Origin of the sequence: Synechococcus sp. MU1611 (genome assembly GCF_020514255.1) — a bacterium.
Classification (GTDB): Bacteria; Cyanobacteriota; Cyanobacteriia; order PCC-6307; family Cyanobiaceae; genus Parasynechococcus.
In genome coordinates this window covers 426,087-446,140 of the sequence record NZ_VTLC01000002.1, presented here as the reverse complement: position 1 = coordinate 446,140, position 20,054 = coordinate 426,087, and the positions used below count along the sequence as shown (strand labels likewise).

At 58.8% G+C, this 20,054-nt stretch carries 18 protein-coding genes; 9 read left to right on the top strand and 9 right to left on the bottom strand.

All coding sequences use genetic code 11. From position 1 onward, the window contains the following. A partial coding sequence (locus tag FZZ92_RS06730; RefSeq protein WP_226422863.1) for an efflux RND transporter permease subunit occupies window positions 1-2,589 on the top strand: 2,589 nt, incomplete at its 5' end. Between the two features lie 68 nt (window positions 2,590-2,657). Continuing rightward, the gene (locus tag FZZ92_RS06725; protein ID WP_226422878.1) at window positions 2,658-3,524 is read left to right on the top strand and encodes an alpha/beta fold hydrolase; all 867 of its coding nucleotides are present in this window, start codon (window positions 2,658-2,660) and stop codon (window positions 3,522-3,524) included. On the opposite strand, the gene FZZ92_RS06720 is transcribed toward FZZ92_RS06725, so the two are convergent. From FZZ92_RS06720 to mgtE, 3 genes are read right to left on the bottom strand one after another with little or no spacing between them, the layout of a single operon-like run. Then, the gene (locus FZZ92_RS06720) at window positions 3,499-4,200 is read right to left on the bottom strand and encodes a hypothetical protein (RefSeq protein WP_226422862.1); all 702 of its coding nucleotides are present in this window, start codon (window positions 4,198-4,200) and stop codon (window positions 3,499-3,501) included. The genes FZZ92_RS06725 and FZZ92_RS06720 overlap by 26 nt on opposite strands. 23 nt (window positions 4,201-4,223) lie before the next feature. Further along, on the bottom strand, window positions 4,224-5,222 hold the full coding sequence (locus tag FZZ92_RS06715) for an RpoD/SigA family RNA polymerase sigma factor (protein ID WP_226422861.1): 999 nt from the start codon (window positions 5,220-5,222) through the stop codon (window positions 4,224-4,226). Window positions 5,223-5,274: 52 nt separating this feature from the next. After that, complete coding sequence (mgtE, locus tag FZZ92_RS06710) at window positions 5,275-6,732, bottom strand: magnesium transporter (protein ID WP_226422860.1); 1,458 nt, start codon at window positions 6,730-6,732, stop codon at window positions 5,275-5,277. Between the two features lie 72 nt (window positions 6,733-6,804). On the opposite strand from mgtE, the gene FZZ92_RS06705 reads away from it, so the two are divergent. Further along, window positions 6,805-7,278: a glutathione peroxidase gene (locus tag FZZ92_RS06705; RefSeq protein WP_226422859.1), complete on the top strand. Its 474-nt coding sequence runs from the start codon at window positions 6,805-6,807 to the stop codon at window positions 7,276-7,278. Here the strand turns inward: FZZ92_RS06705 and FZZ92_RS06700 are convergent. From FZZ92_RS06700 to gyrB, 4 genes are read right to left on the bottom strand one after another with little or no spacing between them, the layout of a single operon-like run. Further along, window positions 7,244-7,642: a CrcB family protein gene (locus FZZ92_RS06700; protein ID WP_226422858.1), complete on the bottom strand. Its 399-nt coding sequence runs from the start codon at window positions 7,640-7,642 to the stop codon at window positions 7,244-7,246. The two genes, FZZ92_RS06705 and FZZ92_RS06700, sit on opposite strands and share 35 nt — an antisense overlap. Then, window positions 7,635-8,015, bottom strand: coding sequence for a CrcB family protein (locus FZZ92_RS06695; protein ID WP_226422857.1), 381 nt, complete (start codon window positions 8,013-8,015; stop codon window positions 7,635-7,637). The genes FZZ92_RS06700 and FZZ92_RS06695 overlap by 8 nt, the downstream gene beginning before the upstream one ends. Further along, window positions 7,996-8,301 carry an SH3 domain-containing protein gene (locus FZZ92_RS06690; RefSeq protein ID WP_226408391.1) on the bottom strand — a complete coding sequence of 102 codons (306 nt, stop codon included), beginning with the start codon at window positions 8,299-8,301 and terminating at the stop codon, window positions 7,996-7,998. The genes FZZ92_RS06695 and FZZ92_RS06690 overlap by 20 nt, the downstream gene beginning before the upstream one ends. After that, window positions 8,301-10,268, bottom strand: coding sequence for a DNA topoisomerase (ATP-hydrolyzing) subunit B (gene gyrB / locus FZZ92_RS06685; protein WP_226422856.1), 1,968 nt, complete (start codon window positions 10,266-10,268; stop codon window positions 8,301-8,303). The genes FZZ92_RS06690 and gyrB overlap by 1 nt, the downstream gene beginning before the upstream one ends. Window positions 10,269-10,420: 152 nt before the next feature. Between gyrB and miaA the strand changes: the two genes are divergently transcribed. Both miaA and infC read left to right on the top strand, forming a co-directional pair. Next, window positions 10,421-11,320, top strand: a complete 900-nt coding sequence (miaA, locus tag FZZ92_RS06680) for a tRNA (adenosine(37)-N6)-dimethylallyltransferase MiaA (RefSeq protein ID WP_226422855.1) — start codon at window positions 10,421-10,423, stop codon at window positions 11,318-11,320. 57 nt (window positions 11,321-11,377) lie between these two features. Beyond that, window positions 11,378-12,031 carry a translation initiation factor IF-3 gene (gene infC / locus FZZ92_RS06675; RefSeq protein WP_011363124.1) on the top strand — a complete coding sequence of 218 codons (654 nt, stop codon included), beginning with the start codon at window positions 11,378-11,380 and terminating at the stop codon, window positions 12,029-12,031. Here infC and FZZ92_RS06670 read toward each other — a convergent pair. Continuing rightward, the gene (locus FZZ92_RS06670) at window positions 12,028-12,648 is read right to left on the bottom strand and encodes a dienelactone hydrolase family protein (protein WP_370631252.1); all 621 of its coding nucleotides are present in this window, start codon (window positions 12,646-12,648) and stop codon (window positions 12,028-12,030) included. The two genes, infC and FZZ92_RS06670, sit on opposite strands and share 4 nt — an antisense overlap. A 217-nt stretch (window positions 12,649-12,865) precedes the next feature. Here FZZ92_RS06670 and FZZ92_RS06665 point away from each other — a divergent pair, with 217 nt between their 5' ends. Genes FZZ92_RS06665 through FZZ92_RS06650 form a run of 4 tightly spaced genes read left to right on the top strand, consistent with a single transcriptional unit; the run spans window position 12,866 to window position 17,112 of the window. Next, complete coding sequence (locus tag FZZ92_RS06665; protein ID WP_226422853.1) at window positions 12,866-13,867, top strand: GntR family transcriptional regulator; 1,002 nt, start codon at window positions 12,866-12,868, stop codon at window positions 13,865-13,867. A 10-nt stretch (window positions 13,868-13,877) separates the two neighbouring features. After that, entirely contained in the window at window positions 13,878-14,627 is a 750-nt protein-coding gene (cysE, locus tag FZZ92_RS06660) for a serine O-acetyltransferase (RefSeq protein ID WP_226422852.1), read from the top strand. Then, a complete protein-coding gene (locus FZZ92_RS06655; protein ID WP_226422851.1) occupies window positions 14,624-16,099 on the top strand; it encodes a glycosyltransferase in 1,476 nt (491 codons plus the stop codon). Before cysE ends, FZZ92_RS06655 begins: the two co-directional genes overlap by 4 nt. Next, the gene (locus tag FZZ92_RS06650; RefSeq protein WP_226422850.1) at window positions 16,096-17,112 is read left to right on the top strand and encodes a glycosyltransferase; all 1,017 of its coding nucleotides are present in this window, start codon (window positions 16,096-16,098) and stop codon (window positions 17,110-17,112) included. Before FZZ92_RS06655 ends, FZZ92_RS06650 begins: the two co-directional genes overlap by 4 nt. Window positions 17,113-17,138: 26 nt before the next feature. Here FZZ92_RS06650 and secA read toward each other — a convergent pair whose 3' ends face one another. Then, complete coding sequence (gene secA / locus FZZ92_RS06645) at window positions 17,139-19,946, bottom strand: preprotein translocase subunit SecA (RefSeq protein WP_226422849.1); 2,808 nt, start codon at window positions 19,944-19,946, stop codon at window positions 17,139-17,141. Window positions 19,947-20,054 lie beyond the last annotated feature (108 nt).

Genomic DNA, 20,054 nt, shown 5'->3' with positions numbered 1-20,054 from the left:
CCAGCATCCGGGGATCAGGCGTACACCTACCCGATCGTGGTGGAGAACAACGGCAACCTCACCTCCCTAGAAGACTTCAACAACCTGATTGTCAACCGCTCCCCCTCGGGCAACCTGCTCAAACTCGAGGACGTGGGCGAGGTGCGCTACGGCACCAACAGTTTCGCCGTACAGGGCATCGACAAGAACGGCCATGAGGCGCTGACCCTGGCGATCTATCAAACCCCGGCCAGCAACGCCCTGGATGTGTCCAATGCGGTGATGGCACAACTCGATCAGTTCCGCAGCCTCGTTCCCCCCGGGGTGACGGTGAATCAGATCTATGACATCGGCCAGTTCATCGAGGCGTCGGTGGATGGGGTGATTGATGCCCTTGGTCTTGCCATCGTGCTGGTGCTGGTGATCCTGTTTCTGTTCCTGCAGAACTGGCGTGCCACGGTGGTGCCCAGCCTGGCCATCCCGATCTCGCTGATCGGCACCTTTGCCTTCCTGAAGGTGTTCGGCTTCTCGATCAACCAACTCACACTGCTGGGGTTGGTGCTGGCAACGGGTCTGGTGGTGGACGACGCCATCGTGGTGATCGAGGCCGTATCCACCAACATCGAGCAGGGGATGAAGCCCCGCGAGGCAGCCCTGGCCTGCATGGGCGAGTTGTTCGGTGCCCTATTAGCGACCGCACTTGTGCTGATGGCGGTGTTTGTTCCCGTGGCCTTTTACCCCGGCGGTATCGGCATCATCTACAAGCAGTTCGCCCTGACGATCGCCTTCTCGATCGCCATTTCGGCCTTCAACGCCCTCAGCTTCTCGCCGATGCTCTCGGGTTTGATCCTGCCCCGGGAGAAACCACCCGAACCGCGCGGTCGCGCCTGGATTGTTGTGGGTGTGATCGTGGGGCTGGCCTTCGGGCGATTCAGTGCCGCAGCCTTCGGCAGCTGGACCTACCTGGCGGGCGTGGGCATCGGTTCGCTCGCCGGGGCCAACCTGCCGCGCATCTTCTCGACGTTCAATGCCGGCTTTGACCGGCTGCAGCGGGCCTACGCCGCCCTGCTCACCCGGGTGATCGCCCTGCGCCAGCTGATCCTCGGCGGCTTGGCCGTGGGCATCGTGCTGACCGGCTTCGCCTTCACAGCCCTGCCCACCGCCTTCATCCCCGATGAAGACCAGGGCTACGGCCTGGGCATCTTCCAACTCCAGAACGGCGCCTCTCTCGTGGAAACCAAAAAGCTCGGCATGCAGATCGCCAGGGTGCTCAGCGAGGAAGACGACGTGGCCAATGCCGGAATCATCAGCGGCTCCGGCTTCAACGGCTCCAGCCCTGATCAAGGCTTCTTCTTCTTCGGATTGAGACCCCTGGAGGACCGCAAAGGAGCAAGCCACAGCTCCGACGCAATCATCAAGCGCCTGAACACCAAGCTGATCCAGCTGAGCGAAGGGCTGGCGGCGGCATCAGGGCCGCCAGCGGTGCCGGGTTTCTCATCTCAGGGCGGTTTTTACTTCCAGTTCAACGACCTCAGCAACGGCCAATACAGCCTCAATGAGCTGTCGGATCTGGCGGATCAACTGATCAAGGAGGGGAATGCCAGCGGTGATTTCTCCACGCTCTACACCCAGTTCAACCCCAGCTCTCCGGCGGTCGGCCTTTCAGTGAACCGCGATGTGATGGGGGCTTTGAACGTCGACTATCAGGAGGCGATGGACAGCATCGCCGCTCTCACTGGCGGCAACTACTCCGGGCTCACCTACGAGAGTGGTCAGGTGCGCAGCATCTACGTGCAGGGCACACCGGATCAACGCCAGACCATCGACGACGTGCTGAGTTATTACGTGCGGGATCGCGATGGCGGGCTGGTGCAGGTATCGCAGTTCGCCTCGGCTGAGCTGAGCAGTGCGCCGCCGGTGATCAGCCACTACAACCTCAACCGCACCGTGCTGATCCAAGGCGCCGAAGCGATCGGCAAGAGCAGTGGTCAGGCCCTGGCCAAGATTCAAGCGCTGTTCAATGCTGCCGACTTCACCAACATCGGCTCCGCCTTCACCGGACTGGCTGAGCTGCAACTCTCCGCCGGTAACGCCAGCGTTCTGGTGTTCGGCCTGGGCGTGCTGATTGTGTACCTGGTGCTCTCGGCCCAGTACGAGAGCTACATCACGCCCGTGATCATCCTGGCCACGGTGCCCCTGGCCATGCTCGGTGCCCTGGTCTTCCTGGCCATCCGTTCAATCGACCTGAACATTTATGCCCAGGTGGGCCTGGTGACCCTGATCGGCCTTGCGGCCAAGAACGGAATCCTGATCGTTGAGGTGGCCGAACAAAAGCTGGAGCAGGGCCTGAGCATCACCGAAGCAGCGGTTCAGTCAGCAGAATCCCGTCTACGCCCAATCCTGATGACAGCCATTGCCGCCCTGGCGGGCTTCCTCCCCTTGGTGGTGGCCAATGGCGCCGGAGCGCACAGCCAGCAATCCCTAGGCACCGTGATCTTCGGTGGTCTGGTAGTGGCCACCATGCTGTCGCTTGGAGTTGTGCCGCCGGTGTATGTGCTGGTGAAAAACCTCGAACAGCGGTTGTTCAGTCGCCAAGATGCACCGGCGTAGCAAGCCAAGGCGTGAGCCCTAGCAACAACCTCTGGAGCTGGAAGACCCACAGCATCGGCTGGTCGCTTATGGGCAACGCCGATGCTGTTGAGGCGGTGCTATTGATCCATGGCTTTGGGGCCAACACCAACCACTGGCGCTTCAACCAGCCAGTGCTTGCGGAGCAGGCACCCACCTATGCCATCGATCTTTTGGGCTTCGGGCGCAGCGATCAACCCCGGGCCCGCCTGAAGGATGAACCCGTCACAACGGATGCTGTTCATTACGGCTTTGACCTCTGGGGCCAGCAGGTGGCGGACTTCTGCTGCGAGGTGATCGATCGCCCGGTGCGCTTGGTAGGCAACTCCATCGGCGGGGTCGTGGCCCTGCGGGCGGCGCAACTGCTGGGGGACCGCTGCCAGGGCGTGGTGCTGATTGACTGCGCCCAGCGCTTGATGGACGACAAGCAGTTGACCACCCAGCCGGCCTGGATGGCCTGGATCCGCCCAGTCCTGAAAACGATGGTTCGGCAGCGCTGGCTCAGCACAGCGCTCTTCCGCAATGCGGCACGTCGCGGCGTGATCCGCAGCGTGCTGAAGCAGGCTTACCCCAGTGGCGCCAACATCGACGACGAGCTAATCGAACTGCTGTTTCAGCCCACCCAGCGCGATGGCGCAACCGAAGCATTCCGCGGCTTCATCAACTTGTTCGACGACCATCTGGCACCTCAGTTGATGCAGGAGCTATCGATTCCAGTGGACCTGATCTGGGGAGAGAAGGATCCCTGGGAGCCCTTAGCGGAGGCCCAACGCTGGAACAACAGCATCAGCTGCGTGCGCTCGCTGGCAGTGATTTCTGGGGCCGGGCATTGTCCCCATGACGAAGCACCAAGAGCCACCAATCAAGCTTTACGCGAAGCGCTGGTGTCATCTACGCCTCAACAGACGACTTCATGACGCGCCAAAACTGTTGATCACTGAGAGCACCGAGACTCCAAAGCGCGGTAAGACATTGGTAATCCTCGAGGAGAAATCGTTTGAGATTGTTCACCGCCAAAGCATCAAGGTCCTGATCAATACGCCGTTTCGACGCATTGCTCCTCTCTCTGACCCCTGAAGCATCAACTCCTAAAACCCCAGCGCAATCCGCTACAAGATTTTCTTGGCACACCACACCAAAAAGGTTGTGGGGAGTGAGCACAGCCAAAAGAGGACGACAGTAAAATGATATTGATTCTCGCAAATGATGAATAGACCTAAAGTCCCTTGCCACATTTTGATTTAAAAGACCATTAGAGAAGTATAAATTTCGCGAAATAGAGCCCAAACTATTATACTTAATTAAAACATCTTTTTCGCCAGGAAAGCGATGGACTTGACTTGGAACCTGGTCCTCGAGAATGAGCTTTTTACGCCACTCAAAAGCCGAAAAAGCCCTGTCTACTGGGTTCCGAATACAAAAGAGATAATCGCAATCCATATTTAGCTTAACCCCATTTACGTGGGACTCAAAAAACGAAGAATATTTTTCAGCTACAACGGAAGATAACGGAAGAAGTTTTTCAACCGTTGAACCCCCACATTTCCCAATATGAACAAATTGCAATTGGCGCTTCAAAGCGGGGCCCGGCATTTCAACCAAAGCCTAAAGAAGCCTCAGCAAGCCACGTAGGCCTCTACCTGATCGCTGACTCGGCGCAGACCGGCCAGACCATCCCGCTCCAGGTTGCGCACGCGATCGCGGCTCATGCCAAGAATCCGGCCAATGCCAGTAAGGCTCATTGGATCTTCCCCATCCATGCCATAACGCATCCGCAACACCTGCTCCTGCAGATGGGGAAGCTGCCCCAACAGGCTGCGCAGATCTCCTTTCAAGCAATCCTCTTCAACCTGATCGCTGGGGAGATCGCCATCACCGGAGAGCAGCTCCAACAGCTCAGTGTCATCGCCGTCGCCCACTTTCATCTCCAAGCTCACCGGCTGACGGGCGCGACACATCAGATCCTTGACGTCGTCTTCCGGCAGCTCGACATACTCGGCCAGCTCGATGACGGTGGGGGTGCGACCCAGCTCTTGGCTCAGCTCCCGCTGCCCCTTCTTGAGCTTGTTCAGCATCTCAGTGATGTGAATCGGTAGCCGGATCGTGCGGCTCTTTTCGGCAATTGCCCGTGTGATGCCCTGACGGATCCACCAGTAGGCATAGGTGGAGAACTTGTAGCCCCTGGTGGGATCAAACTTTTCAACCCCACGCACCAAGCCGATGGTTCCTTCCTGAATTAGATCCAGGAGCTCCATATTCCGCTTGGTGTATTTCTTAGCGACGCTCACCACCAGCCTTAGGTTGGCGGCCACCATGCGCTCTTTAGCGCGGCGGCCGTGCTGAAGCTTGCGCTTGAGCTGCACTGAGGAAAGCCCAGAGGCCTTAGCCAGCTGATCGCGGCTGGGTTTCTCACCCTCCTTGCTTTCCAGTTCAGACTCGATGGACTCGATGTCCATCAGCTCCTGCACCTGACGACCCAGGGTGATCTCCTGCTCGTGGGTCAGCAGAGGAACACGGCCGATGTCACGCAGGTAGGAGCGGACGAGATCGACGTCTGCCGTGACGGTTTTCGCGGCAGTTTTTGGCTTGGGAGTAGCGGTCGCTGCCGGAGCCATGTCGCTTCTTTGAGTTATGTAAAGAGTACTCCTAAGAAACGTAAACACACTCTCAGAAAACGCCCATGGCAAAGAATTGGGTAGAAATACCTGTTACCTGAACCAGCTGCGGCAGGTGGACCAACAGCCACCCCGCCGTCTTCAGGTAGATCAACGTGCCCGCCACGTCTGTACAGGTGGTGATGAAGGGCGTGGACATCAATGCCGGATCCAGACCCATGCGATCGAACAGCAGCGGAAACGCCGCTCCGGCGGTGGCCGCCAAGGTGGTGATCGCCAGCAGGCTCATCCCCACCGACAGACCCACCAAAGCGCTTTCACCTCTCCACCAAGCGAAGGGAACCACCAACAGCATCATCAACACCCCCAACAAAGCTCCAGCCATTGCTTCTCGGCCAATCGCCCGCAAGGGTCCGAGGCTGGAGATGCTCTGGGTGCTCAAGCCACGGATCACCACCGTGGAACTCTGGGCCCCCACATTGCCGCCGGTGCCACCCAACAACGGAATGAAAGCCGCAAGCAGCACGACCTTCTGCAGCACGTCTTCATTGGCTGCAATCACTTCCGAAGTGAAGAAGCTGGCGAGCACCAGGACCGCTAACCACACCACCCGGCGCCGGGCGACGGTGAACAGGTTGCTGCTGAAGTAGTCGTCGTCATCACCAGCCTGAACCGCACCGGCGGCGTACAGATCGCGGGTGGCCTCCTGCTCGATCACATCGATCACGTCATCCACCGTGACGATGCCCACCAGACGCTGCTCCAGATCCACCACAGGAACGGCGAGGAAGTCGTAGCGCTGAATTGTGCGGGCCACCTTCTCCTGATCGGTATCGGTGCTGACGCTGAGCACCTCCTCCGTCATCACATCGCCGATACGGGCCTGAGGGTCTGCCGTCACCAGATCCCGGAGCGACAGGATGCCGGTGAGGCGGCGTTCCGCATCCGTCACGTAGAGGGAATAAATCGTTTCGGTGTCGCGGGCGCGGCGGCGCACGATGTCCAACGCCACAGCCGCCGTCTGGTTTTCCTTCAGGGCGATGTACTCGGTCGTCATCAAGCGACCGGCCGTTTCAGAGCGGTAACCCAGCAATTCAGCGGTCACCTTGCGCTCATCCGGACTGAGCTCGCTGAGCAGTTGGCGCACCACCTTGGCCGGCAGTTCCTCAAACAAGCGGGCGCGATCATCCGGCGACATCTCCTCCACCACCTCCCGCATCTCACCGGAACGCAGCAGGCTCAGCAGACTCTGCTGGGTGGCGGTGTCGAGGTACTCATAAACACTGATGGCTTCGTCTTTGCTGAGCAGCCGAAAAGCAATGGCCTGCAGGTTGGCTGGCAGCGCGCCGATCGCTTCAGCGATATCGACCGGCTGAACCGGTTCCAGCAGCAGTTTCACCGCGTCGTAGTTCCCCGCCTGAAGCATGGCGGCGAGCTCATGGGTGACTGCCTCAGCCAGCATCTCGTGCTCCACCGTCACGCCGCTGCTCAACCCCGATGCCTCCGTCATGCCCCTCCGGCCGGGAGCCCAGTCTATGGCCGTTACATCCGGTTAACGTCAGCTCTCCCTCAGTGTTCAACCATGGCGATCAGCGTCAGCTCCGTTTCCGTCACCACCCCCGACGGCAGCAGCAAATCCCTTGGCGATTACGCCGGCAAGGTGCTGCTGATCGTGAACGTGGCCAGCCGCTGTGGCTTCACCAAGCAGTACGCCGGCCTTCAGGCCCTGAACGAGGCCTACGCCGCAAAGGGTCTAGCCGTTCTGGGTTTCCCCTGCAACGACTTCGGCGCCCAGGAGCCCGGCAGCCTCGACGAGATCAAGAGCTTCTGCTCCACCACCTACGGCGCTGACTTCGAGCTGTTTGAAAAGGTGCACGCCAAGGACAGCACCACAGAGCCCTACACCACCCTTAATCAGATGGATCCCGCCGGTGATGTGGAGTGGAACTTCGAGAAGTTCCTGGTGGGCAAGGACGGCACAGTGATCGCCCGTTTCAAGAGCGGCGTCACCCCCGAAGACCTCAAGTCGGCGATTGAGGCGGCTCTGGCGGCTTGAGTCGGCGCCCCAGGCTGAAACCAAGGGCTGCGGCACCAAGCCCCAGCCCAAGGGTCAGCCCGATTAAGCCCAATGCGGCGGCCCAATCTCCGGAGCTCAGGTGCTTCATGGCCGCCAGCATCCAACTGCTGAAGGTGGTGAGCGAGCCGCAGAAGCCAATGCCCAGCAGCAACTGTCGACGCGGGGCGGCGGGAAGCCCTGCCAGCCAACCCAACAGCGCGGCCCCCAGGACGTTCACCAGCAGGTTCTGATCCCCCAGATGCAGGGCCAGCTGCCAGCGCAGCAGAGCTCCGGGCACAGCGCCCAGACCCACGAGCAGCAACTCCTGCAGTTCCAGTTGCAGGCTGGGGTTGGTCTCAGGCATGGGTTCCCAGTCCGTAACCAACGGCCGAGGCCAGCAAACCCGCCCCGATCGAAGCGAGCGCAAGCACCAAGGCCGTTAGAGCCTGGCCGGCACGGAGCTCGTTCAGCAACTCCACCGCAAAGGTGGAAAAGGTGCTGAGGCTGCCAAAAAAGCCCACCCCCATAAGCAAGGCAATTCCCGTGCTGGCGGTGCACGTTTCATTGAGGGCCAGCACCAGCCCCAGGGCGAAACAGGCCACGACATTCACAAGGAAGGTGCCCCAGTGCTTCTTCGGCACCATGGGCTGAAAGTGGTTCACCACCTTCAAGCGCAGCCAGGCCCCGGGGATCGCCCCGAGACCAACCAACAGGGCGTCAGGCGCGGAGCCAGCCACGGCGTTGCTCTCCGGAGACGGTTTGCACGTGCAGCCAATCCTGGCCATCGGCGGCAGACCAACGCCGCAGAAGACGCAGGGAAGATCCCGCCTTGAGGGTGCTCAACCGTGGAGCAACCTCCAGCGGGCTGAGGTGCAGGGGCTGGTCGGTCGACGTGTGTAAGGGCCCAGACGCCTCGCGGCGACGGGGCTGCGGTTGACGCCGATCAGCACCACCGGCCGGCAAGGCCGCCGGGGCCATCAGCGCCACCCCAAGCAACCAACTCCAACGGAGAAGCGGCCCCATCAAATGTCAAGGGCTGCCATGTCCAGCTCGGCGCTGTGGGTTTCGATGAATTCCCGGCGAGGAGCCACCTTGTCACCCATCAGGATCGTGAAGATGCGATCCGCTTCCAGTGCATCTTCAATTTCGATGCGCTTCATCATCCGCGTGCTGGGATCCATGGTGGTTTCCCATAACTGCTTGGGCATCATTTCTCCAAGGCCTTTGAACCGCTGAATGGTGTAGTTAGCTTTTTCGCCAAATCCTTTCAGGGTTTTCTGCAGATCCGATTCGTTATAACAATAGGTGTGATTCTTGCCCCTCTCCACTTTGTAGAGAGGCGGACAGGCGATGTAGATGTAGCCACCTTCAACCAACTCTTTTTGGTAGCGATAGAAGAAAGTGAGAATCAACGTACGGATGTGCGCGCCGTCAACATCCGCATCGGTCATGATCACAATGCGGTGATAGCGGAGATTCTTTACATCGAAGTCTTCTCCCTTGATGCCAAGACCGAGCGCCGTGATCAGAGCCTGAATCTCGGTGTTCTTGTAGATCTTGGCGTCGTCGGTCTTCTCGATGTTGAGGATCTTTCCGCGCAGAGGAAGGATGGCCTGGAAGCGTCGGTCCCGCCCCTGTTTCGCTGACCCGCCAGCGGAGTCTCCCTCCACGATGTAGATCTCAGATTCGCCCGGATCACGGGAACTGCAGTCGGCCAGCTTTCCGGGAAGCGTGGAACTCTCCAGCACACTCTTGCGGCGCACCAGCTCCCTGGCCCGCCGAGCCGCTTCGGCAGCATTGAAGGCCTGGATCGCTTTCTCCAGGATCAGACCGATCACGGAAGGATTGAACTCGAGGAACTGCCCAAGCGACTCGCCCACCAGGTTGTCGACGATGCCCCGCACTTCGGTATTGCCGAGCTTGGTTTTGGTCTGACCTTCAAATTCCGGTTCCGGCACCTTCACCGAAAGAACAGCGGTGAGGCCTTCACGGATGTTCTCCCCCGCCAGGTTGGAATCAGCTTCCTTGCGTTTGCCCAGCTTCTTGGCGAAGGCGTTGAGGGTACGAGTGAGCACCGTCTTGAGGCCTTCAATGTGGGTGCCCCCATCCACGGTGCGGATGTTGTTGGCAAAGCCAAGGATGCTGTCGGAGTAGGCATCGGAGCACCACTGCAGGGCCGCCTCCACCTGAACGCCATCCTTCTCCGAATTCACGTAGATGATTTCGGGGTGAAGGGCATCCTTCTCCTTGTTCATGTAGGCGACGTATTCCTTGATGCCGCCTTCATAGAAATAGGTCTCCTCATGGGGCTGACCCTCCTCATCCCGGGCTGACTCCCTCTCATCACGGAAGACAATCCTCACACCGCCGTTGAGATAGGCGAGTTCCCTCAGACGAGCCGAGAGGGTGGCGTAATCGAAGACGATGCCGCCGGTGAAGATTTCAAGGTCGGGCTTGAAGCAGACGGTGGTACCGGTCTCGCCGGACTCCGCCGATGGCTGCGACTCCGAGGCAAGCGCCCCAATGGCAGTGCCCCGCTCAAAGCGCTGGCGATGAATCTGGCCCTGGCGGCGCACCGTCACCTGCACCCATTCACTCAGGGCATTGACCACCGAGATGCCGACGCCGTGCAAACCGCCAGACACCTTGTAACCACCGGCGCCGAATTTGCCGCCGGCATGCAACACCGTGAGCACCGTCTCCAGAGCACTCTTGCCGGTGCGGGGATGCACATCGGTGGGAATGCCACGGCCGTTGTCGCTCACCGAGGCAGAACCGTCGTCCCCCAAGACGACAACAATTTGGTCGCAATGCCCTGCCAGAGCCTCATCGACCGAGTTATCAACCACCTCGTACACAAGGTGGTGCAAGCCCCGCGGCCCCGTGGTGCCGATATACATGCCCGGGCGCTTGCGAACGGGCTCAAGCCCCTCCAGCACCTGAATTTGCTCAGCGCCGTAGGCGTTCTGGACCTTGGAAGCGTCGCTCATTCAGTAAGTCTCAAGCCAGGAAACCGGGTCATGGGCGGGCGCAACGGCTCTAAACCTCGACCTGACAATGCCAATCTACCACCGGCTGTCTATAGAGGCTTGCAGAGGCCTCTCAGAGGTCGTTCCAAGCCGGGCTGCACCCCCTAACGCTTTTGAATAGCTCCAATCCCCTGGTGATCGCCCTGCTCGGGCCCACTGCCAGCGGCAAGACCGCCCTGGCTTTGGACATTGCCGAACGGCTGGATCTGCCGGTGATCAACGTGGATTCCCGCCAGCTTTACCGGGGGATGAATGTCGGCACTGCCAAGCCGACGGCGGAGCAGCAGGAACGGGTACAGCACCATTTGTTGGACCTGCGCGCACCGGACCAGCCGATCACCCTGCAGGAGTTTCAATCAGAAGCCAATCCCTGCATCAGCCGGGAGTTAGCGCAGCGGGGCGTCGCCCTCCTCGTGGGAGGCAGCGGCCTGTATCTCAAAGCCCTCACCTCCGGACTGCAACCTCCGGCCGTCGCCCCACAGCAGAAGCTGCGCCAACAACTGACGGCATTGGGCCAGGGCATCTGCCACCCACTGCTGCAAGCCGCCGACCCAGACGCCGCCGCCAAAATCGCTCCAGCCGATGCCGTGCGCACCCAGCGCGCCCTTGAAGTGCTCTACGCGTCCGGACAACCGATGAGCCGCCAAGCCACCGCCACACCGCCCCCCTGGAACGTTCTGGAACTGGGCCTCAATCCCGCCAATCTGCGCCAGCGGATCCAGCAACGCACCGAGCAGCTGTACCAGGACGGGCTTGTGGAGGAGACCCGGCGCCTGAGCGAGCGCTACGGCGCGGATCTGCCGCTGCTGCAGACCATCGGCTACGGCGAGGCGCTGCAGGTAATCAGCGGAAGGCTGACCAACGCAGACGCGGTGCGGATCACCAGCCAACGCACCCGCCAGTTCGCCAAACGACAACGCACCTGGTTCCGGCGTCAGCACAACCCCCACTGGCTGCCCGACCAGGCAACGTTGACGGATGCGATGACGTTGATCCAGCAGCAACTAATGTGAAGGATGTAGACGTTATATCCCTCGAAATTGTCTGCACCTGTCCCCGTCACCGCCTGAATGCCCCCACGTCCCCGTTTTGACCGTCGTGCCCCGGTTCGGGAGCTGCCCAACATCAACGATCGGATCAACTACCCCCAATTGCGGGTGGTCGACTCAGACGGCGCTCAGCTGGGCGTGATCAGCAGGGAAGAAGCTCTCGACGTGGCCCGTGACCGGGAACTGGATCTGGTGCTGGTGAGCGAGAAGGCCGACCCGCCGGTCTGCCGAATCATGGACTACGGCAAGTTCAAGTTCGAACAAGAAAAGAAAGCCAAAGAGGCCAAGAAAAAGTCGCACCAGACCGAAGTCAAAGAGGTCAAGATGCGCTACAAGATCGACCAGCACGATTACGACGTGCGAATCGGTCAGGCCCAGCGCTTCCTCAAGGCTGGCGACAAGGTGAAGTGCACGGTGATCTTCCGAGGCCGTGAGATTCAGCACACTGCCCTGGCGGAAACCCTCCTGCGGCGGATGGCCAAGGATCTGGAAGAAAAGGCCGAGATCCAGCAGGCGCCCAAACGGGAGGGCCGCAACATGATCATGTTCCTCACCCCGCGCAAAACACCGCTGGTGAAGAAGGAGGAAAAGGAGCAAGCCGCCAACAAGGCCGTGCGCACGATTCCGGCACCCCCACGCCCCACCGCCGCAAAGGTGGCGAGCCCTCAGGGCTAGAGGCCTTCCAGCATCAAGCGCCATCCCTGGGCTGAGGCCTCGGGATTGAAACTGCTGCGCGCTTCGCACATGAAACCGTGATCTGCGCCGTCGTAGTTCACACAACGCAAACGCTCGCCGGCGGGATCAGCCTTGCGCAGGACCGACGCAATCGTCTCGCGATCCGCCGCCGGAATTAGCGGGTCGGCCGTGCCGAACACACAGGTAAGGCGTGCCTGGATCTCCGGCAGCAGGGCCAAGGAGGGTTCACCACCGCCGGGCCGCATCCGGCTCACTCCGGCGCCATAGAAATCAAAGGCGGCCGCCACGCCAGGCAGGGTTGCCGCCAAGAAGGCGGCATGCCCCCCGAAACAGAAACCCACCAGATGAACGGATGCTTGCGGGTGACGGGCCCGCAGCCAGGCCAGAGCCGCAGCAACATCACCGAGGATCTGATCGCTGGTGGTGGCGTCCTTGTGGCGACGACCTTGGGCCAGATCGGACGGTTCGTAGGCCAACTCCAAATCGGGGGCCGTTCGGGCAAACAAGGGCACCGCCAGGGCCGGATGGCCATGGGCGGCCAGCCGATCGGCCACGCTGCGCACCCAGGCATTCACACCGAACACCTCAGGCAGCACGATATAGACACGATTTATTAACGATTTAGACTCAATATCGTTCGCAGCCTGCTGCGGCTCCGCCCACCAGCAACGCAAACAAACGGGGGCGTTCAGGACTTCAATCCACACTCCGCTGGCCGGCTCAAAACTTGCCATAACTGCATAGGACACAGAAGTAATTGTCACCAGGGGAATCGCTCCGTATGGTGGCCGCATTCCGACCTGTCCCACCGGCGTGCGATTCCATATCCAACAGGAAAGCGACATTCCGGCATCAACGCAGCTCTACAACCAGATCTGTTTCGCCATCGCAGCGCGGCATTACCCACCGGGCCATCGACTACCGAGCACGCGCCAGCTGGCGATGCAGACCGGATTGCACCGCAACACGATCAGCAAGGTTTACCGCCAGCTGGAAACTGATGGCGTCGTGGAAGCCATGGCCGGCTCCGGCATCTATGTGCGCGACCAGCAGAAACCACGGGAAATCAAAACGCCACCACACATCCGCAATCGGGGCGTCACCGATCTCGATCGTGAGGTGCGCAAGTGCGTGGATGGCCTGCTGAATGCGGGCTGCACCCTGCAGCAGACCCGGGAACTGCTGACCCGGGAGATCGACTGGCGCCTGCGCTGCGGCGCCCGCGTGCTGGTCAGCACACCGCGGGAAGACATCGGTGCCTCAATGCTGATCGCCGAAGAACTGGAACCCTGTCTGGATGTGCCGGTGGAAGTGGTGCCATTGGAGGAGCTGGAAAGCGTTCTGGAGAACTCCAGCAACGGCACAGTGGTGACCAGCCGTTATTTCCTACAACCGGTGGAGGAGCTGGCCAAAAAACACAGTGTTCGGGCCGTGGCTGTTGACCTCAACGACTTCCGCCAAGAGCTGGCCATGCTCAAGGAGCTGCGCCCCGGCAGCTGTGTGGGCCTGGTGAGCATCAGCCCCGGCATCCTGCGGGCCGCCGAGGTGATTCTCCACTCGATGCGGGGCAACGAATTGCTGCTGATGACCGCCACCCCTGACGTGGGCAGCCGGCTGCTGGCCCTGCTGCGAGCCTCCAGCCATGTGCTCTGCGATCGTCCCAGCCTGCCCCTGGTTGAGCAAAGCCTGCGCCAGAACCGCTCCCAACTGATGCGCATGCCCCAGGTGCATTGCGCCGAGAGCTACCTCAGCACCGATACGATCGATTTACTCCGAAAGGAGATTGGCCTGCAGACCCCGGCGGCCGCCAGATAACACCCCTGCGATGTTTGATCACATCCGTGCCGACCTCGCTATCATCCGCGAGCGCGATCCGGCTGCCCGCGGCTGGCTGGAGATTGTGTGCTGCTACCCGGGCTTCCAGGCGATCAGCCTGCACCGGATCAGCCATCGCCTCTGGACCTGCCGTCTGCCCCTGAAGCTGGCGGCACGCTGCCTTAGCCAGATCGGCCGGGCTCTCACCGGCATCGAAATCCACCCGGGAGCACGCATCGGCCACAGCGTGTTTATCGACCACGGCATGGGGGTGGTGATCGGCGAAACCGCTGAAATCGGCCCCCGCTGCCTGCTGTACCAGGGGGTGACCCTGGGAGGCACGGGCAAGGAGAACGGCAAACGCCACCCCACCCTGGCGGAGAACGTGGTGGTCGGAGCTGGAGCCAAGGTGCTGGGAGCCATCAAAATCGGCACCAACACCCGCATCGGCGCCGGTTCGGTGGTGGTGCGGGACGTGGAAAGCGACTGCACGGTGGTGGGCATCCCTGGACGGGTAATCCACCAAAGCGGCGTGCGGATCAACCCCCTGGCTCACTCCGCACTGCCTGATGCCGAGGCGAGCGTGATCCGCAATCTGATGGAGCGGATCGATGAACTAGAAAGTACCATCGGCAACCTTCAGCGCTGCCTACGGGAAGTAGCGGAGGGCCGAGCACTACGAGAAGTGTGTCGTGGCGAATCGCAAAACCTGAAAGACCGAGAAATCCTGGAGTTCCTAGGGGAGACAACTGCGGAATGAGCCAAGAACTGCGATGCGCAGCAATAGTCGCCTGTCGAAACGAACATGAAAATCTCAAAAAGTTCCTGCCACGCTGGTTGGAAGAGGGACTAGAAGTAATTTTGCTAGACCACAGCTCAACCGACGAAACACTCGCTTGGGCTAAAGAACACCGGGGAAGAGGTATTAAGCGGATTGAGACACTTGCTTGGAAGGGTCATTTCGACCTTAAAGAACAACTGCTAGCCAAACAAAAGATAATTGAACAACTGGAGCATGAATGGGTTCTACATTTAGACGCCGATGAATGGCCCCAGAGCAACAGAATTGGCGAACGGTTAATTGATGCCATACGACGCTTGGACAGCCAAGGCTGCAATGCAATCAACTTTGAAGAATTCGTATTCCTACCAACATGCAAAGGGAAAGAAGCCGAACACTACTACTTTTTTGCCCCCAAACCAAAGCGACTAATGCGGGGATGGCAGCGAGCTACGCAACTGAGCAACACGAAGGCTGGCGGACACGAATTAAGCGCAACTTCAGCCAAAGAAGTAAAGCTCGCGGACGAAGACTTTGTACTACGACACTACATCGTCCGGAGCCAAGGGCATGCACGCAAAAAATACCTCAACCGAATCTTCAGTCCAGACGATTTAAAACGAGGATGGCATTGCAACCGCATTCAACTCTGTGCACGATCACTGACATTCCCTGATGCCATTCATTTGCAACAATTGACAGGATCAAACAGCATATCCTGGAACCGAAGTGAACCCAAAACGACGCATTACTGGCATTGGCATGACAACACCAAAACCAAACGCCTAGACACACTGGTCTGCCTCTATGGATGCGACCAGGACGAAGAATTGTTGGAAGTATTCGACGGATCTGAACTGGGTAACTTGATTAGAAATCGCCAAGATGCACGACTTGTAGAAGTGTGGGCCGGCGGAGAACGCGACGAATTCCATGGTCGCCGACTGACACTGGCAACACCAGAGCAGTACGAGAAACTGAGCCTAAAGACGCATAGGATGATGCGCTACTGCTGCCGGAACTTTCGATTCCGGCAGTTAATCAAGCTGGACCTCAGCTGCATGAGGCATAAACTCGCCGGAATTAAATACCAAGGCCGTCAACCGATTGACCAGAGGGCTCTCCTGCAGTTCATCCAAAACCGGATGGAAGAACCGTTGACCGGAGGTACAAATTACAATGGACTGTTTCAACACACCAATCCACAACGCAGAGGGATTGAGAATTGGGCTCTGAAAAAAGGAGCATCCATCAGCCTCGAAACCATCTTCCCGAACAACACAAGAATTCCCAATTTCTTTAGCGGGAAGTGCTACGTCGTCAGCTATAAACTCGCAATTTCAATTGCACGTCATGGACACAGCATGGCCACAGACCATGCCACATATCTGAATGGCTCTGAAGATTTAATGGTGGGGCGATTTGCCGAACAACTTAAAAGCAAGCGATGACGGTCAATCGATCCGAAAGCTATCGCTATTGGCTGCTGGTTAAGCCAGACGTGGCCCATCCAACCGGCGGCATCAAGCAACTACACCGTTTAGCGGAGGCATTGGGGAAGCTCGACCGAGAAGCAACACTGATTCAAGACAAGGCTGAATTCCATCCAGGCTGGTTTGAAAGTAGGGTCAATACCATCAGCGAAACGAATTGGCTCAAACAAACCGACCTTTCCCCTGAGAGGGACATCGTGGTCATGCCAGAGACCTACAACGGCGAATTCTTGACCTTTGCCCCAGAGCTTCCCAAGATCATCTTCAACCAAAATACTGCCTACAGTTTTGGCCCGCCAGAAGCCAAAAACATGCATCGACCTGCCGGCCTGATTGACATATATCAAAGCCAAAGAATTAGACATATTATTTGCGTATCCGAACACGACAAAAGCCTCATCAGCGAAGGATTTCAGGCGGGAAACAACCGAGTCAGCATCATTAAAAATGCAATTGAAACAGAGCTATTCAAACCCGGGAAAACCAAGAAAAGGCAGCTCTGCTATTTCCCAAGAAAAAATTCAAAAGACTCCATGATCGTTCTGGAGCTTCTTAAGCGATGTGACTGGTTCCATGGCTGGTCAATCATCCCCATCCACAAACGCCCACAAGAGGAAGTCATCAAAATAATGCGAAACAGCATTCTTTTGCTTTCATTCGGCCATCCAGAGGGGTTCGGGCTCCCCGTTGCCGAAGCGATGGCCAGTGGGTGCAGCGTCATTGGTTACTCGGGATTAGGAGGAAGGGAACTTTTCAAAATAGGTAAAGCATTTGGAACCACACAAGAAATTGCCGTCGGAGATTACCTGCAATTCGTTTTAGCAACCAAGACCCTAGACAACGCTATCAATCAGAATCAAAAACAATTAACAAAACAACTGCTGGCCGCCTCAGAAGAGATCCGAAAGCGGTACAACAAACAAACGATGCTTGACAGCGTCAAGGAGGCCCTAACGAAGATCGAAGCCTAGGGGCTGAAGAACAGAAACAATTATCCCTAACTCTTCGAAGATTGTGGCTGGAACATAAACATCGAATAGATCACATTGCGCCGCATGTTAGTCATCATTTCGAGGAACATGTCATAACCCTCATTCTTATATTCAATAAGAGGGTCTTTTTGACCATAGCCACGCAGGCCCACCGACTCCCTTAGAGCATCCATGGCCTGCAAATGTTCCCGCCAAAGCGTGTCGATCTGCTGAAGAATGAAGAAACGCTCGGCTTCCCGCATCAACCCGGGCCGCTGCTGCTCGATTTGGCCTTCCTTGAGGTCGTAGGCATTACGCAGCTGTTCCTGTAGGAAAGCCTTGAGTTCCTCCATGCCAAGGCCCTGCACCTGATCAGGGTTGAGATCCTCCAGCAGGTAGATGAATTCCTTCACCTTGCCCACCAGCTGACCAAGGTCCCATTCCTCGGGTGGAAGATCCGGATTCACATAGGCCTCCACGATTTCGTCCATGGTGCGTTCGCCGTACCCGATCACCTGCTTCTTGAGGGCGCGACCATCCAGCACACGCCGGCGCTCTGAATACACAGCACGACGTTGGTTGTTCATCACCTCGTCGTACTCGAACACCTGCTTGCGGATGTCGTAGTAGTAAGTCTCCACCTTCTTCTGAGCCCCCTCCAGCGAACGGGTGAGCATGCCGGATTCGATCGGCATATCTTCCTCAACGCGGAAGGCATTCATCAGACCGGCAACGCGGTCGCCCCCGAAAATCCGCAGCAAATTGTCTCCCAAAGAAAGAAAGAAGCGAGTGGAGCCGGGATCGCCCTGGCGACCAGCCCGGCCACGCAGCTGGTTGTCCACCCGGCGCGATTCATGGCGTTCGGTACCGATCACATGCAGGCCACCAGCCTCACGCACCCGGGCTTCCTCCTGCTTCACCACCACGTCGTATTCCCCCTTCACCCGGGCGATCGCCTCACGCAACGCCTGAATCTGGGGATCATCGGTGGGGGCTTTTTCAGCAGCGGTGGCAATGCGCTCCTCCAGCTCAATCACCGTGAGGGCACGGTCGCCCCAGGCCTTGACCAGCTCACGGGCCAATTGGCCCAGGGCCTGATCGGTGTCGTCGGTGAGCGGGCAGGGGTAGAGGCTCTCGCCGCTGCTGGGCTGGGCTGGGGCTGAGGCATCGGCGAACCCACCGGCGCCAGCACTACGTTGCAGGGGCAGTGGCGGCTTGTGATCGTCCTCTGGCTTCACAAGACGGCCCAGGAGAACCTCCCGCAACTTCAAGCGGGCCATGTAGTCGCTGTTGCCTCCAAGGATGATGTCGGTGCCGCGCCCCGCCATGTTGGTGGCGATGGTCACAGCGCCGGCGCGGCCTGCCTGGGCGACGATCTCAGATTCACGCTCCACGTTCTCAGGCTTCGCGTTGAGGAGGTTGTGGGGGATCTCCTGCTCCGCCAGCAGCGAACTCAGCAGTTCGCTCTTCTCCACGGAGGTGGTACCCACCAGCACAGGGCGACCATTCTTGTGAATCTCGGCGGTTTCATTAGCCACGGCGCGCCACTTGGCTGATTCGGTTTTGTACACCTGATCGGCCCAGTCCTGGCGGGCACGCACCCGATTGGTGGGAACGATCGTGGTTTCGAGTTTGTAGGTCTTTTCAAATTCCACCTCTTCGGTTTTTGCGGTGCCTGTCATGCCAGCAAGGCGGGGATACAGCAGAAAGAAGTTCTGGTAGGTGATCGAGGCGAGGGTCTGGGTTTCAGATTGAATCGGCAGGGCTTCCTTGGCCTCAATCGCCTGGTGCTGGCCGTCACTCCAACGGCGACCCGGCATCACCCGGCCAGTGAACTCATCCACGATCACCGCTTCGGTGTCGCGCACGATGTAGTTCACATCCTTCACGAACAACTCCTTGGCCTTGAGGGCGTTGGTGATGTAGTGGGCCCAGGGGTCCTGAGGATTGAACAGATCCGTCACTCCAAGCATTTGCTCGGCCTTGGCAAAGCCTTCATCGGTAAGGGTGCAGCTGCGCTGCTTCTCATCGACCTCGTAGTCGCCCTCGGGATCGATGCCATCCTTGCCGAGCTCTGAAGCACGTACAAGAGCAGTAGCGACCTCGGCCGCCTGCTGATACTTCTCCTGGGGCCGTTCCACCTGGCCAGAAATGATCAACGGGGTGCGGGCCTCATCGATCAAAATCGAATCCACCTCATCGATCACGCAGTACTGGAACTCGCGCTGAACCACCTCACTGATGTCGGCGGCCATGTTATCGCGAAGATAATCGAAACCCAGCTCAGAGTTGGTGGCGTAGGTGATGTCGCAGTTGTAATTGCGCCGGCGCTCCTCGGGGCGCATATCCTGCTGGATCAGACCCACGGATAAACCGAGGAAGCGGTGCACCTGGCCCATCCACTCGGCGTCACGTCGCGCCAGGTAATCATTCACCGTCACCACGTGCACGCCCCGGCCAGTGAGGGCATTGAGGTAGCTGGGGAGAGTGGCCACAAGGGTTTTGCCTTCACCGGTCTTCATCTCGGCGATCTGGCCCTCATGCAGAACCATGCCGCCAATGAGCTGCACATCGAAGTGGCGCATGCCCAGCACGCGCTTACCGGCTTCGCGGACAACAGCAAAAGCCTCCGGCAGAATCTCGTCAAGAATCAGCCGCTGGTTGGCGAGTGAACCAGCGGTAGCCAAACGCTTCTGAAACTCGGAGGTTTTATCGCGGAGCTGGTCGTCTGATAATGGAGAGATCTCCTCTTCCAGCAAATTGATATCAGAAACGATCGGCTGGTAGCGCTTAAGCTTGCGGGCATTGGGGTCACCCAGCAGGACCTTGAGCATGGCGACAGGCGCTACTGAAACAGCGCATCACCCTACCGACGCAGGTGCAAAAATTGAAGGAATGGCCGAAATCTGGTGTAGAAAATGGGTAAGCGGTGCAACAAAGGG